This is a genomic window from Priestia sp. P5 (genome assembly GCF_029522155.1).
GTDB classification, from domain to species: domain Bacteria; phylum Bacillota; class Bacilli; order Bacillales; family Bacillaceae_H; genus Priestia; species Priestia megaterium_E.
Window position 1 is genome coordinate 237,484 of record NZ_JAKWFJ010000001.1, and the last position, 14,005, is coordinate 251,488.

The following is a 14,005-nucleotide window of genomic DNA, read 5'->3' on the forward strand; positions in this document are numbered from 1 at the left end:
TGTATGAAACAAACATTAATTTTAGCCTCAGGCTCTCCTCGTCGAAAAGAATTACTTCAGCAGCTTCACATTCCCTTTACCGTTCACGTTAGTACAATTGAAGAAATCGTCAATCCATCATACACTCCGTCCGAGGTAGTAATGGATTTAGCTAGGCAAAAAGCAGTGGACGTTGCTTCGCATCATAAAGAGGATATTGTCCTAGGTGCCGATACAGTTGTCGTATATGGCAATCGTATTTTAGGAAAGCCAAAAACGAAACAAGAAGCGATTGAAACACTTACGATGCTGTCAGGTCAAAAACATCAGGTATTAACTGGAGTAGCGTTCGTATCAAATGCAAAAGTTCATACGTTCTATGAACAAACTGATGTAGAGTTTTGGCCGATTGAACAAGATGAAATCGTACAGTACGTAGAGTCAGGAGAGCCTATGGATAAGGCTGGTTCTTATGGAATTCAAGGTCTCGGTGCTGCGCTAGTTAAAAAAATTGAAGGAGACTATTTCTCCGTGGTGGGCTTGCCGCTCTCCCGAACAATACGTGAGCTAAAACAATACGGTTTCGTCTACTAAAAAGGAGTGACGAAATTGGATCAATCATTGCTAATTAAAGATTTTCCTCAAGATGAAAGACCTCGAGAGCGCCTTGTGGCAATGGGTGCTTCTAGTCTTTCTAACCACGAGCTTATTGCTATTTTGCTGCGCACTGGAACCAAAGATGAATCTGTTCTTCAGCTGTCCAATCGCATATTAACGCATTTTGAAGGTCTTCAACTTTTACAGCATGCATCGCTTGATGAAATGATGAATATTAAAGGTATCGGACCTGCAAAAGCGATTCAAATTATAGCGGCAATTGAAATAGGTAAGAGGATTGTACAGCGGAAATCTAGTGAGCGATATACCATTCATGGCCCTGAAGACGGAGCTAATTATGTGATGGAAGAAATGCGCGTGCTGTCTCAAGAGCATTTCGTCTGTTTATACCTCAACACGAAAAATCAAGTTCTCCACAAGCAAACCATTTTTATCGGAAGCCTCAATTCATCTATTGTCCATCCAAGAGAAGTATTTAAAGAAGCCTTTCGCCGTTCAGCTGCATCTCTTATTTGTATTCACAATCATCCCTCTGGCGACCCTACTCCCAGCAGAGAAGATATAGAGGTAACGAAGCGCTTAAAAGAGTGCGGATTTATCATAGGAATTGAATTGTTAGATCATTTAATTATCGGAGATCGAAAATATATTAGTTTAAAAGAAAAAGGATACATGTAAGGCTATGCTTTTTAAAATCCTTGGGTTATAATAGTAGTCATGATTTTAAATGACAAGTTCTTTACAATCATTCGTTATTAATAGACAAAGTATGACTTTTTATCATACAATATTTGGCGTTGACATCTATGAAAAAAGTATAGAAAATAAAAAATGTTACTTATGAAATGAAGAAATTGAATTATGGAATTTTTACCTTTGCATTTTGGTAAGAGAAAGGAAGAGACACATGTTTGGAATCGGTACTAGAGACCTTGGAATAGATTTGGGTACTGCAAATACGCTCGTTTATGTAAAAGGAAAAGGAATTGTTGTGCGTGAGCCGTCTGTTGTGGCTTTGCAAACTGATACAAAACAAATCGTTGCGGTAGGTAACGATGCAAAAAATATGATTGGTCGTACACCTGGGAACGTAGTAGCCCTTCGTCCAATGAAAGATGGAGTTATTGCAGATTACGAAACAACTGCGACGATGATGAAATATTACATCAATCAAGCTCAAAAAACAAAAAGTTTGTTTGCGGGTAAGCCGTATGTAATGGTTTGTGTGCCTTCTGGCATTACAGCTGTTGAGAAACGTGCCGTTATTGATGCGACTCGTCAGGCTGGCGCGCGTGATGCGTATACAATTGAAGAACCGTTTGCTGCAGCAATCGGCGCCAATCTACCGGTTTGGGAGCCAACGGGAAGTATGGTAGTAGATATTGGCGGAGGAACAACAGAAGTTGCGATTATTTCTTTAGGAGGAATCGTAACATGTCAGTCAATCCGTATCGCTGGGGACGAGATGGATGAAGCGATTATTCAATATATTCGCAAGAATTACAATTTAATGATCGGTGAGCGTACGTCAGAAGCATTAAAAGTAGAAGTCGGTTCTGCCGGAATTCCAGAAGGTATTGAAAACATGGAAATTCGCGGACGTGACTTACTAACAGGTCTACCGAAAACAATCGAAATTTCAGCAGAAGAAATTGCAGAAGCGCTAAAAGATACAGTGGCTTCTATTGTCGATTCAGTAAAAAGTACATTAGAAAAAACACCACCTGAACTTGCGGCAGATATTATGGATCGCGGTATTGTATTAACAGGCGGTGGCGCATTGCTACGTAATTTAGATAAAGTTATTAGTGAAGAAACAAATATGCCGGTTGTCATCGCAGAAGATCCGCTTGACTGTGTTGCAATTGGAACTGGTAAAGCGTTAGAACACATTGATTTATTTAAAAATCGTACAAGCGATTCATATCGCTAAATATTAAGAGGTGTAGATCGTGCCACAATTTTTCTTAAATAAACGTTTAGTTATTTTATTGGTCAGTATTATTGTATTAGTGGCATTGATTGGTTTTTCGTTAAATGGTCGTAAAAATGTAACGTGGCCTGAACAGTTTGTCAAAGATACGGTTGGTCTTGTTCAGGCTACCTTTAATGAACCCGCACAATTTGTAGCGGGTTTCTTTCAGAATGTAGGTGACTTAAAGCGTACATACGAAGAAAACGAGGTATTAAAAGCTCGTTTAGACGAACGCATGCAATTAGAAACGAAAGCCAACGCTTTGCAGCAAGAAAATAAAAAATTAAGAGCACAGCTCGACAAAAAAACGGATTTAAGTCAATACAACCCAATCGAAGCAACAGTTATTGCTCGTAATCCAGACCGTTGGCATGAGGTAATTGCCATTGATAAAGGGACGGTTCATAATGTGCAGGAAAATATGGCTGTTATGACTCCTGAAGGGCTGATTGGTAAAGTGAAGCATGCATCTAAGTTCACATCTACTGTGCAGTTAATTAGTTCATCAGATCGTACAAACCGTGTATCTGCTAAAATTCAGGCTAAAAAAGAAGTGTTTGGTTTAATTGAAGGCTATGATGATAAAGAACAGGCGCTTGTTATGCGTCGTATTCCATTTGATGCGGATATTAAAGAAAAGCAAAAAGTAGTAACGTCTGGTCTAGGACAAGAAGACGGCATTTTCCCTAGCAATCTTCCAATTGGCGTTATCACAAAAATTGAGCCTGATGAATATGGATTAACGAAAAAAGCTTATATCAAACCTGCTGCTGACTTGTATGACTTAGATAACGTAGTTGTAGCTAAAAGAAGTGCGCCCGCTGCTGAAGACGATTTAGGGGCGGAGGAGGCTAACTGATGAAGCGGTTTGTCCTTCCTATTCTCGTGCTTGTCGTTTTTATGTTTGAAAGTATCTTTGTTAATTTTGTCGCCATGGCATCACCATGGCGAGACTGGATTCTATCGCCTCATTTTGTTGTAGTGGTACTGGCTTTTATGTCAGTGTATTATCACCCAAAGCAAGCGATGCTATATGGGGTAATCCTTGGATTCATGTACGATATTGCCTTTACGGATGTCTTAGGAGTATACGCGCTTGGATTGCCGGCCGTATGCTATATCGTATCAAAACTAATGAAGATTTTTCAGCAAAATACGCTTATCGTAATCTGCATGTCGCTATTAGCTGTAGCCATTATTGAGTTTTATGTATATGGAATTAATAGCATTATTAATATATCTGATATGACCATTGGTCGCTTCTTGCAAGAGCGATTTTACGCAACCATCATTTTAAATGCCATATTTGCACTTATTTTTGCATTTCCGCTTCAAAGATGTTTTCAATATTTCGCTAAATTTATCGATGAACGCTGATCGGAACATATATTACGCTTCTCGTTCATGATAGGATAAAAATGCTGATTGAAGAAACGAAAAAAAGGAATTGAGTAAGTCTCTGTCGAAATTATATATTCGTTGAGGTGAGCGTCTTGAATAAACAAAAGCAACAAAATGTGACAATTAAAGGAACAAAAGATGGATTAACGTTGCATCTCAATGATACATGTTCATTTGCAGAGCTTTTGACGGAACTTAAGACGAAGCTTTTGACAAATAAGCATGGCGATGCCGATCAGATCGTCACAGTGTATGTCAAAATCGGAAATCGTTATTTAACTACAGAGCAGGAAACCGAATTGAAGGCGCTCATAGAAGAAAATCAGTATTTAGTAGTTAAACAAATTGATAGTAACGTTATTTTAAAGCAAGATGCAGTCCGAGTAAGAGAAGAAAGTGAATTAGTATCTGTTACAAAGGTAGTTCGTTCAGGACAGGTTCTCCATGTAGAAGGCGATTTGCTTCTAGTCGGAGACGTAAATCCCGGAGGAACCGTTGTAGCTGGAGGAAATTTATTTGTATTAGGTGCTTTAAAAGGGATTGCTCATGCAGGATATCGCGGCAATAAAAACGCCGTTATTGCTGCATCGTTAATGAAACCTTCACAGCTGCGCATTGCTGATATCATTACCCGATCAGAAGAAGAGCGCAGTGAGAAGGAAGAGAATATAATGGAATGTGCATACTTAGATGATAATGATCAAATGGTGATAGATCGCGTGCAAACTTTACCGCATCTAAGACCGAATTTGACCAGGGTAGAAAGGAGAATTTGACAGTGGGAGAGGCTATTGTTGTTACGTCTGGTAAAGGTGGAGTTGGAAAAACAACGACATCAGCCAATTTAGGTACTGCTCTAGCATTAGCTGGAAAGCGCGTGTGTCTAGTAGACACTGATATCGGCTTACGCAACTTGGATGTTGTAATGGGGCTTGAAAATCGTATTATTTATGATCTTGTAGACGTGGTAGAAGGTCGATGCCAACCGCAAAAAGCCTTGATTAAGGACAAGCGTTTTGAATGTTTGTACTTACTTCCTGCTGCTCAAACGAGTGACAAAACAGCTGTTCAACCAGAACAAATGAGAGAGTTAGTTCTTCAGTTAAAGCAAGACTATGACTATGTGGTTATTGATTGCCCAGCTGGTATTGAACAAGGCTATAAGAATGCCGTAGCTGGCGCTGATAAGGCACTCGTTGTGACAACACCGGAAGTTTCAGCTGTTCGTGATGCTGACCGTATTATTGGATTATTGGAGCAAGAGGATATCGAGTCTCCAAAACTGGTTATTAACCGAATCCGTAGTCATATGATGAAAAATGGAGACATGCTGGACGTGGAAGAAATTTCTCAGCTTCTGGCTGTTGATTTAATTGGAATCGTTGCTGACGATGAAAATGTTATTCGTGCTTCTAACAACGGTGAACCAATTGTCATGGACCCATCAAGCAAAGCATCAATTGCATATCGTAATATTGCAAGACGTATTCTAGGTGAAACGGTTCCTCTTCAATCGTTAGATGAAGAAGATAAGGGAATGTTTGCACGTATTAAACGATTCTTTGGTGTTCGTTCTTAAAAAGCTTCCGATAGAGGAAGCTTTTTTTATTTGTGTGATTTTGTAGAGTCAAGCTGTCATAAGCTCCACGGACAAGTCATATAGTTGATTATACGATAAGAACAAGGAGAATGATGAATCATGAATCGACGTGCTGATGAAATCCGTAAACGAATTGCTGAGCGTAAGCGAAAACAATTAAATACAACGAAGCGTCTTCCTCAAGAGCCTCTTCATACGTCCTTAATGAGTGAAGAAGAAAAGTATGGATCGATGGATTATTCTACGGTTGAATACACGCCATCAGCAAAGGAATATCACCCGTTATTTCGAAAAGAACGCTTTTTATTTAAAATTTTAGCTTCAGCCTGCTTAGTGTTAATTGTAGGGATTATGTTCAAGAACGCTTCTCCTACTTTTGACCAGGCCAGAGTGGTGGTTCAACAAACAATGGATAAAGAATTCCAGTTTGCAGCTGTTTCCTCCTGGTACGAAGATAAGTTTGGGAAGCCGTTAACGCTACTGCCGAATAAAGAGTCTAGCAAAACGGAGCAAAGTGTAAGCGGAGAATATGCTACTCCAGCTTCAGGGAAAGTAACGGAAACATTTGCTCAAAGTAAGCAAGGTGTGACGGTTCAAACAGGAGTGGATTCTGTTGTAGAAGCAATGAGTGAAGGTATTGTAAGGTATGTAGGAAAACGTGATGATACTGGGAATACCGTTATTATTCAACATGCCGATGGAACCGAAACTTGGTATGGACAGCTCAAAAAAATCAATGTTAGTATGTATGATTTTGTGAATAAAGGCAAAGAAGTAGGAATTGTGGAAAACAGTAAAAAAGGCGATGTTGGAACATTCTATTTTGCTATTAAAAAAGGCGATAAGTTTGTGGATCCTAGTCAGGTGATTCAATTTGAATAGTGCTTTTTCGTTATTGATGAAAATTCACATTCATCCATTGTTTTGGGGGATTTTCGTAATTGGTATCTTAACGGCTACGGTAAAGCAGCTTTTTTTGTTATTTATTATTGTAATTATTCATGAACTGGGCCACGCCGTAGCGGCTCAGTGTTTTTCTTGGCGGATTCGCAGAATTATGCTCTTACCTTTTGGGGGAGTAGCAGAAGTAGATGAACATGGTAATCGTCCATTTCGAGAAGAGTTTATTGTGACAATAAGTGGACCTCTTCAGCATCTCTGGATGTTTGGAGCTGCTTTTTTATTAATGAAAATAAATGTGTTGTCTTTGGAAACGTATGAGCAATTTATGTTTCAATGCACGGTGATTTTACTGTTTAACCTTTTGCCTATTTGGCCATTGGACGGAGGGAAGCTGCTTTTTTTAATTTGCAGTCGGTCTTTACCATTTTTAGAAGCGCATAAGCTTGCGCTCCGGTTATCAACGTTTTTTTTAGCTATCGGTATTATCTACGCTGTCATTATGCATCCTTTTCAGCTGCACTTATGGATTGTTATTTCATTTTTAATTATATCCGGATATTTGGAATGGAAGAGCAGGCAATTTGTCTACATGCGCTTTTTGTTGGAGAGATATCATGGCAAAGAGCATCCAATTGGAGCTTTAAAAACGTTAAGTGTATCAACCAGTGAGACGCTCCATCAAGTTCTGCAAAAATTCCAAAGAGGTTGCAAGCATATGATTATTGCTACATCTCAAACAGGCGAGCATGTGCAAATTGATGAAAATGAACTTTTACACGCTTACTTTGTAGAAAAAAGAACAAATAGCCAACTAGACGAACTTGTAACAGTTTACTGATTTCTAGTAACATAGAATAGAATGAAAAAAGTTCGGTTGCATTGACCGAACTTTTTCCTATGAATTTAGATTAAAGTGAGGCAATGTATGTGAAGGCATGTATTATTAACGCGGCTACTTCTTCAAAACGTATAGCCGTGATAAACGATAAAGCATTAGAAAAAATCTATTTAGAAGAACAAAGCGAGAATCAAATTATTGGTGATATATATTGGGGTAAAGTAGTAAAAGTACTGCCGCATATGCAAGCAGCTTTTATCGATATCGGTTTATCAATGAACGGATTTATTCATCGAAATGAACTTGTATCCTATCAGCAGTCAGAGAATCCTCACAAAGATCAGCAGCCGATGTCCGCTTTTATTCGTGAAGGAGAAAAAGTATTGGTTCAAGTTGTAAAAGAAGGCATTGGGACAAAAGGGCCGAAGCTGACGGGTATCATTGAATTTTCTTCTGATGAGCTTGTATATTTACCGCACGGAAACTATGTCGCTGTATCCAAAAAAATAGCTGAGCCAAAACGACAACAGTGGAAACAGCTTGGTGAGCGGTTAAAACAAGGGATGGAAGGCTTTTTATTTCGAACAGCGATTGCAGAAAAATCAGAAGCCGCGGTCCAACATAAAATAAAAGAGCTACAGAAAAAATATGAGCGCCTTGAACGACAGACACAGGGAATGAAAGCTCCTGCCATAGTCAGCAAAGGACAAGATTTTCTCGAAACAAGAGTGCAAGCTGCACTTCAACAAGGAATTGATGGGATAGTAGTAGATGACTTCGACCTATATCAGCATCTTCAAACTACCTACCCTAACTCGTCAATAGAGTACTATAAAGGAAATGAAAATATTTTCTCTTTTTATGATGTGGAACGGCAGATAGAGAGGCTTTTAAAGAGAATTGTGTGGCTCAAAAGCGGAGGATATATCGTGATTGACGAAACGGAAGCGATGACGGTCGTGGACGTGAACACGGGGAAGTTTTCAGGAAAAGATAATATTCGAAAGACAATGCTTCAAACAAATATGGAAGCTGCGTATGAACTGTCCAAACAGATGCAATTACGTCACTTAGGCGGCATGATCTTAATTGATTTTATAAATATGCCTCATAAAGAAGATCGGATAGAAGTAGAAAGGTACATGAAAAAGCTATGTGAACAAGATGAAGTGCGGACGAATATAGTTGGCTTTACAGAGCTTGGCATATTGCAATTAACGCGGAAGAAAGTGCGCAATAGTATTGGATCAACATTAACTATGCCTTGTGAAGTATGTGAAGGAACCGGTAAAATGATTGATTCCAAAACGGCTGCTTTTCAAATTGAACGTGTAATTTGGGAACATCGCGGCGCGGAAGAAGAGGCTATTTGGATTGAGACGCGAAGTGATATTATAAATGAAATGAAGGCTCAAGGATTTCTCAACGCTTTAGAGAAAATGGTAAAAAAAATCATATATCTTACACCAAGCGATGATTATACAAACGCATTTGTTTTGCGTCAATTGGGGTCGAATGAGCAGATCCAAAAAAGGGTCTCTGCTTCTATATAAAATTTTAGAAGAAAACATGAATTCCAATTGACACTAACCTTTGATTTGTAGTAAGATTTAATATGTTGGTTTGTAGCACCCGTGCTACAACCGCTCAGAACAGGTTTTAAGTTCACTTGAACACCTGTGATGGCGAGTCTTAGTTTTTAGAGGAGGTGCAGAGAATGTACGCAATTATTGAAACTGGTGGTAAGCAAATTAAAGTAGAGGCTGGTCAAGCAATCTACGTTGAAAAACTTGCTGGTGAACAAGGCGAAACAGTTACTTTTGACAAAGTATTATTTGTAGGTGGCGACAGCGTGAAAGTTGGTGTTCCTTTCGTAGAAGGTGCAACAGTTACGGCTAAAGTTGAAAAACAAGGTCGCGCTAAAAAGATCACTGTATTTAAATACAAAGCAAAGAAAAACTATCGTCGTAAGCAAGGTCACCGTCAACCTTACACAAAAGTTGTAATCGACGCTATCAACGCGTAATTATAACAAATGATTAAGGTGACGATTTCTCGTGATGCAAATAAGAAAGTTGACGGGTTCACGATGAGTGGACATGCTGACTTTTCCGAACACGGAAAAGATCTTGTTTGTGCGGGAGCATCTGCAGTTTCATTTGGGACAATTAATGCTATCTTTTCAATAAGTGGGGTTGAACCGCACTTAGAGCAAGGTGGAGATGGTGGGTATCTCCGTTGTGAGATTCCAAAAGATGTGGATTCGTTCACGTTGGAACAGATTCAATTGCTATTAGAAGGTATGGTTGTTTCACTGAAAACGATCGAATTAGATTACAGTAATTATATAAAAATTAACGACAACTAAACAGGAGGTGGATGTCATGTTAGTAAGATTAGACCTTCAATTCTTCGCTTCTAAAAAAGGAGTAGGTAGTACTAAAAACGGTCGTGATTCAATCTCGAAACGTCTTGGTGCTAAACGTGCTGATGGCCAATTCGTATCTGGTGGTTCAATTTTATACCGTCAACGCGGTACTAAAATTTACCCAGGTGCAAACGTAGGTCGTGGTGGAGATGATACTTTATTCGCTCAAATCGACGGTATCGTTAAATTTGAACGTTTCGGTCGTGACCGTAAAAAAGTATCTGTATACCCTGTTGCTCAAGAAGCATAAGATACAAAAAGAAAACTCTAACCCAAGTAGGTTAGAGTTTTCTTTTTGTAGAATATTTCACCTATTACCCATTGGAATTTGTTATAATCGAACATATCTAAGAAGATTGATACGAGATGTTTGTCAGCGTTGTGAAATACTTATGCTCGAGTCAAAGTTAGGAGTGCTAAGATGGAAAAAGAATGGGATGTCGTAGAGGTATTAAGATACGCGCGGCATGATTGGTTAAATAAGCTGCAATTAATCAAAGGCAATCTAGCGTTGAATCGGCTTGATCGAGCGAATGAAATCATTGAAGAAATTGTAAATGAATCCAAACATGAATCCAAGTTAACAAACATCAATATGCGACTGTTTGCGGGCTTTGTTATGACCTATCACTGGAATAACCATGCTGTTCGCTTAGATGTGGAAGTGCTCGGAGAATTGAAGGATTTATCACAATACGATGAGTTCGTATACAACTGGTGTTGCTATTTGACAGAAGCACTCGAAAAGTATGTTGATTATCATGCAGAAAACTATTTGAGTATTTCAGTATGCATTGAAGAACAGGGAATTCGTTTCTTTTTTGACTTTAGTGGAATACTAACAGATATACAGAAGCTACAAAACAAGCTACAATGTTATGAGTGCGCTCAAGGAGTTGCATTGGTTGAACAGCATATGTCTGAAGATGAATTTAGCCTTATGCTCACAATAAGTTAACAGCGCTTTTGCTATTGCAGGAGCTAAGATATAGAACGGAGTGAAAAAGAAATGTTTGTAGATCAGGTCAAGGTATATGTAAAAGGTGGCGACGGTGGAAATGGAATGGTTGCCTTCCGTCGCGAAAAGTACGTACCAAAAGGAGGCCCTGCAGGTGGTGATGGTGGTCACGGTGCAGATGTCATTTTTGAAGTAGAAGAAGGATTACGTACGCTGATGGATTTCCGCTATAAGCGTCACTTTAAAGCAAGCCGCGGTGAACATGGAATGTCAAAAGGACAGCACGGACGTAACGCTGAGCCGATGATTGTAAAAGTTCCACCAGGTACGGTTGTGTTAGATGAAGATACGAACGAAACGATTGCTGATTTAGTTGAGCACGGCCAGCGCGCAGTGATTGCTAAAGGTGGACGCGGAGGGCGTGGGAATACGCGTTTTGCTACACCTGCAAATCCAGCACCGGAGCTTTCAGAAAATGGAGAGCCAGGTAAAGAGAGAAATGTAATTCTTGAATTAAAAGTATTAGCGGATGTAGGATTAGTTGGTTTCCCAAGTGTTGGAAAGTCAACGTTATTATCCGTAACGTCTGCTGCAAAGCCAAAAATTGCTGAATATCATTTTACAACAATTAATCCGAATTTAGGAGTAGTTGAAACAGAAGATAATCGCAGTTTTGTGATGGCGGATTTACCAGGGCTAATCGAAGGTGCACATGAAGGGGTAGGATTAGGTCATCAGTTTTTACGTCACATTGAACGTACCCGCGTTATTGTCCATGTAATCGATATGTCAGGTTTAGAAGGCCGTGATCCATATGAAGATTACTTAACCATTAATGAAGAGCTGCGTCAATATAATATGCGTTTAACAGAACGTCCGCAAGTAGTGGTAGCAAATAAAATGGATATCCCGCAAGCCGAAGAGAATCTAGCTGCATTCAAAGAAAAAGTAGGAGACGAAGTGAAAGTCTTTCCAATTTCTGCAGCAACACGTGATGGAATCCGCGAACTGTTATTTACAGTAGCTGATCTTGTAGAAACTACGCCGGAATTCCCAATGCAAGAAGAGGAAGATCTATCTATGCACCGCGTACTGTACAAGCATGAAAAGAAAGAAGTGGAATTTGTTATTACGCGTGATAGTGATGGCTCATACGTATTAAGCGGTGAAAAAATCGAAAAATTATTCAAGATGACTGACTTCTCACGTGAAGAATCAGTTCGTCGATTTGCGCGCCAGCTTCGAGGCATGGGCGTCGATGAAGCCCTTCGTGAACGAGGAGCAAAAGATGGCGATATTGTAAAGCTGTTTGAATATGAATTTGAATTTATTGACTAATTGTTGTTCATAGGATAAGGGGAGGGGCTTTACTTGCATAAGAGCGATAAGCAGTTTTATTTAGTTCGCGAAGATGTATTACCAGAAGCGATGAAAAAAACATTGGATGCGAAGCTGTTAATTGAACGGGGAAAAGCTGAATCGGTAGCAGATGCCGTACAAGCCGTAGACTTGAGTCGCAGTGCTTTTTATAAGTACCGCGACACGGTCTTTCCGTTTCAGACGGTTGTCAAACAGCGAATTATTTCACTATTTTTTCATATTGAAGATCGATCAGGAACTTTATCACATTTATTGAGCACCGTTGCATCATCGGGATGCAATGTGTTAACGATTCACCAAACCATCCCTTTACAAGGGCGTGCCAACGTAACTCTTTCATTAGATACAGCAAGCATGAATGTTGAATTAAATGAAATGCTGCGAAGACTGAAAAGCTTAGAGTTTGTAGATAAAGTGGACGTGCTTGGTTCAGGGGCATAATGGCAAACAGATATAGATAAGGAGAGGCATGATTGTGGGGAAAGTAGGATATTTAGGACCAAAGGCAACATTTACACATGTAGCCGTCCAAGGCGTATTTAAACAGCACGACCATATTCCATACAAAACAATTCCAGCATGCATTGATGCAGTGGATAACGGAGAAATTGAGTATGGAATTGTACCGTTAGAAAATGCACTTGAAGGATCTGTAAATTTAACACTTGATTATCTTATTCATGAACGTCGTCTGCCGATTGTTGGGGAAATTGTGCTGCCAATTCGTCAGCATTTAATGGTTCATCCATCTCGTGCAGAACAGTGGAAAAACATTGAAACGATTTATTCTCATCCTCATGCAATTGCGCAGTGTCATAAATTTTTACACGGAGAATGTACGTCAACTGCAGTAGAAGAGATGACGTCAACGGCGTTTGCTGCGAAGTATGTAAGCGAACACCCTGAGCTTAATATTGGAGCTATTGCGAATGGGTTAGCAGCCCATGAATATGGATTACATATTGCCTGCCCAAACATTCATGATTATGATCATAATACAACAAGATTTGTTATTTTGCATAAAGATGGAGGGCAAGAGGTGCCATTTTTAGCTGGAAACGGGTGCAAGACAACGTTAATGATTACACTTCCATCTGATCAGGCAGGAGCCCTTCATCAAGTGCTTTCAGCCTTCTCCTGGCGTAAGCTAAATCTGTCTAAAATTGAATCCCGTCCTATGAAAACAGGGCTTGGAAACTATTTCTTTATCGTTGATATTGAACAAAAAATGGACGAAGTATTAATCCCTGGCGCTATGGCTGAACTTGAGGCATTAGGCTGTAGCGTAGAGCTGTTAGGAAGCTATCCTCATACACTACTTGAAACAGAAATCCCGCTTTAAAGCGGGATTTTTTTGTTATAACACCTTTTTACTCATTCGAAACTAAATAGCCTTCCGCTTCAAGAGCTAAGCAGGCAGCATTCAGTTTTTCAATTGTATCTGCTTCAATCGTATGAAGGTGAATCCCATCTGTTAGCTGAGATAAATAAGTTGCATTTGTTTCTTGAATTTTTTCTATGAACGTTTCTACTTCTTTTCGGGTTTGAATCATAACGGAAGCCGTTAATTCACCATACACAGGGTGTTCAACGGTTACATCTTTTACGAGAACGCCGTGGTCAACAAGCAGAAGAAGCTCCTTTTCAGCATCTTCTGGCGTATGCTGACAGGCAATAATTCGCTGATGCACGGTAGTTTGAGATGGATTTTGAATATAAATATATCCTTGGCTTGTTGCGATAATGGGCTCATTTTTAGCTTTAAGCAGCGAAATATCTTGTACAATGACTTGGCGGCTAACGTTCGTTCGTTTCGAAAGTTCACTGCCTGTCATTGGTTTATTCTCTGTTTTTAACCATTGTAGAATAAGTTCTCTTCTTTCTTCTCCAAGAATTTTCTTTTGAGTTCCTGGCACCTTTAATCC

General features: G+C 39.5%; 18 protein-coding genes and 1 other annotated feature. Of the genes, 17 read left to right on the plus strand and 1 reads right to left on the minus strand.

Annotation, left to right across the window (positions count from 1 at the left end):
- The first annotated feature begins 3 nt into the window (after positions 1-3).
- From MMB69_RS01165 to pheA, 17 genes are all read left to right on the plus strand, one after another.
- Entirely contained in the window at positions 4-573 is a 570-nt protein-coding gene (locus tag MMB69_RS01165) for a Maf family protein (protein WP_013059347.1), read from the plus strand.
- 15 nt (positions 574-588) lie between these two features.
- Positions 589-1,275 carry a RadC family protein gene (gene radC / locus MMB69_RS01170; protein ID WP_028411718.1) on the plus strand — a complete coding sequence of 229 codons (687 nt, stop codon included), beginning with the start codon at positions 589-591 and terminating at the stop codon, positions 1,273-1,275.
- A gap of 229 nt (positions 1,276-1,504) precedes the next feature.
- The gene (locus MMB69_RS01175) at positions 1,505-2,530 is read left to right on the plus strand and encodes a rod shape-determining protein (RefSeq protein ID WP_013059345.1); all 1,026 of its coding nucleotides are present in this window, start codon (positions 1,505-1,507) and stop codon (positions 2,528-2,530) included.
- Between the two features lie 19 nt (positions 2,531-2,549).
- Positions 2,550-3,431, plus strand: coding sequence for a rod shape-determining protein MreC (mreC, locus tag MMB69_RS01180; RefSeq protein ID WP_013059344.1), 882 nt, complete (start codon positions 2,550-2,552; stop codon positions 3,429-3,431).
- Positions 3,431-3,949 carry a rod shape-determining protein MreD gene (gene mreD / locus MMB69_RS01185; RefSeq protein ID WP_013059343.1) on the plus strand — a complete coding sequence of 173 codons (519 nt, stop codon included), beginning with the start codon at positions 3,431-3,433 and terminating at the stop codon, positions 3,947-3,949. Before mreC ends, mreD begins: the two co-directional genes overlap by 1 nt.
- Positions 3,950-4,065: 116 nt before the next feature.
- Positions 4,066-4,749: a septum site-determining protein MinC gene (minC, locus tag MMB69_RS01190; protein ID WP_013059342.1), complete on the plus strand. Its 684-nt coding sequence runs from the start codon at positions 4,066-4,068 to the stop codon at positions 4,747-4,749.
- Between the two features lie 2 nt (positions 4,750-4,751).
- Positions 4,752-5,552: a septum site-determining protein MinD gene (gene minD, locus MMB69_RS01195; RefSeq protein WP_013059341.1), complete on the plus strand. Its 801-nt coding sequence runs from the start codon at positions 4,752-4,754 to the stop codon at positions 5,550-5,552.
- 120 nt (positions 5,553-5,672) lie between these two features.
- Positions 5,673-6,455 carry a M23 family metallopeptidase gene (locus MMB69_RS01200; protein WP_277447035.1) on the plus strand — a complete coding sequence of 261 codons (783 nt, stop codon included), beginning with the start codon at positions 5,673-5,675 and terminating at the stop codon, positions 6,453-6,455.
- Entirely contained in the window at positions 6,448-7,314 is an 867-nt protein-coding gene (locus MMB69_RS01205) for a M50 family metallopeptidase (RefSeq protein WP_153254637.1), read from the plus strand. Before MMB69_RS01200 ends, MMB69_RS01205 begins: the two co-directional genes overlap by 8 nt.
- Positions 7,315-7,397: 83 nt before the next feature.
- On the plus strand, positions 7,398-8,867 hold the full coding sequence (locus MMB69_RS01210; RefSeq protein ID WP_221784630.1) for an Rne/Rng family ribonuclease: 1,470 nt from the start codon (positions 7,398-7,400) through the stop codon (positions 8,865-8,867).
- Positions 8,868-8,945: 78 nt separating this feature from the next.
- Positions 8,946-9,017 (plus strand) — a sequence feature (ribosomal protein L21 leader region).
- Positions 9,018-9,031: 14 nt separating this feature from the next.
- Positions 9,032-9,340: a 50S ribosomal protein L21 gene (gene rplU / locus MMB69_RS01215; protein ID WP_013059337.1), complete on the plus strand. Its 309-nt coding sequence runs from the start codon at positions 9,032-9,034 to the stop codon at positions 9,338-9,340.
- A 9-nt stretch (positions 9,341-9,349) separates the two neighbouring features.
- A complete protein-coding gene (locus MMB69_RS01220; RefSeq protein WP_013059336.1) occupies positions 9,350-9,682 on the plus strand; it encodes a ribosomal-processing cysteine protease Prp in 333 nt (110 codons plus the stop codon).
- 16 nt (positions 9,683-9,698) lie between these two features.
- Complete coding sequence (gene rpmA, locus MMB69_RS01225; protein WP_013059335.1) at positions 9,699-9,992, plus strand: 50S ribosomal protein L27; 294 nt, start codon at positions 9,699-9,701, stop codon at positions 9,990-9,992.
- Positions 9,993-10,163: 171 nt separating this feature from the next.
- Positions 10,164-10,700: a Spo0B C-terminal domain-containing protein gene (locus MMB69_RS01230; RefSeq protein WP_013085118.1), complete on the plus strand. Its 537-nt coding sequence runs from the start codon at positions 10,164-10,166 to the stop codon at positions 10,698-10,700.
- A 51-nt stretch (positions 10,701-10,751) separates the two neighbouring features.
- Positions 10,752-12,038, plus strand: a complete 1,287-nt coding sequence (gene obgE, locus MMB69_RS01235; protein WP_045292154.1) for a GTPase ObgE — start codon at positions 10,752-10,754, stop codon at positions 12,036-12,038.
- Between the two features lie 33 nt (positions 12,039-12,071).
- Positions 12,072-12,521 carry an ACT domain-containing protein gene (locus MMB69_RS01240; RefSeq protein ID WP_013059332.1) on the plus strand — a complete coding sequence of 150 codons (450 nt, stop codon included), beginning with the start codon at positions 12,072-12,074 and terminating at the stop codon, positions 12,519-12,521.
- A 28-nt stretch (positions 12,522-12,549) separates the two neighbouring features.
- Positions 12,550-13,422 (plus strand): prephenate dehydratase, encoded by an 873-nt coding sequence (gene pheA / locus MMB69_RS01245; RefSeq protein WP_277447036.1) that lies wholly within the window; start codon positions 12,550-12,552, stop codon positions 13,420-13,422.
- 28 nt (positions 13,423-13,450) lie between these two features.
- Here the strand turns inward: pheA and MMB69_RS01250 are convergent, their stop codons facing one another.
- The gene (locus tag MMB69_RS01250; RefSeq protein WP_047932161.1) at positions 13,451-13,996 is read right to left on the minus strand and encodes a transcription repressor NadR; all 546 of its coding nucleotides are present in this window, start codon (positions 13,994-13,996) and stop codon (positions 13,451-13,453) included.
- Between the last annotated feature and the right edge of the window lie 9 nt (positions 13,997-14,005).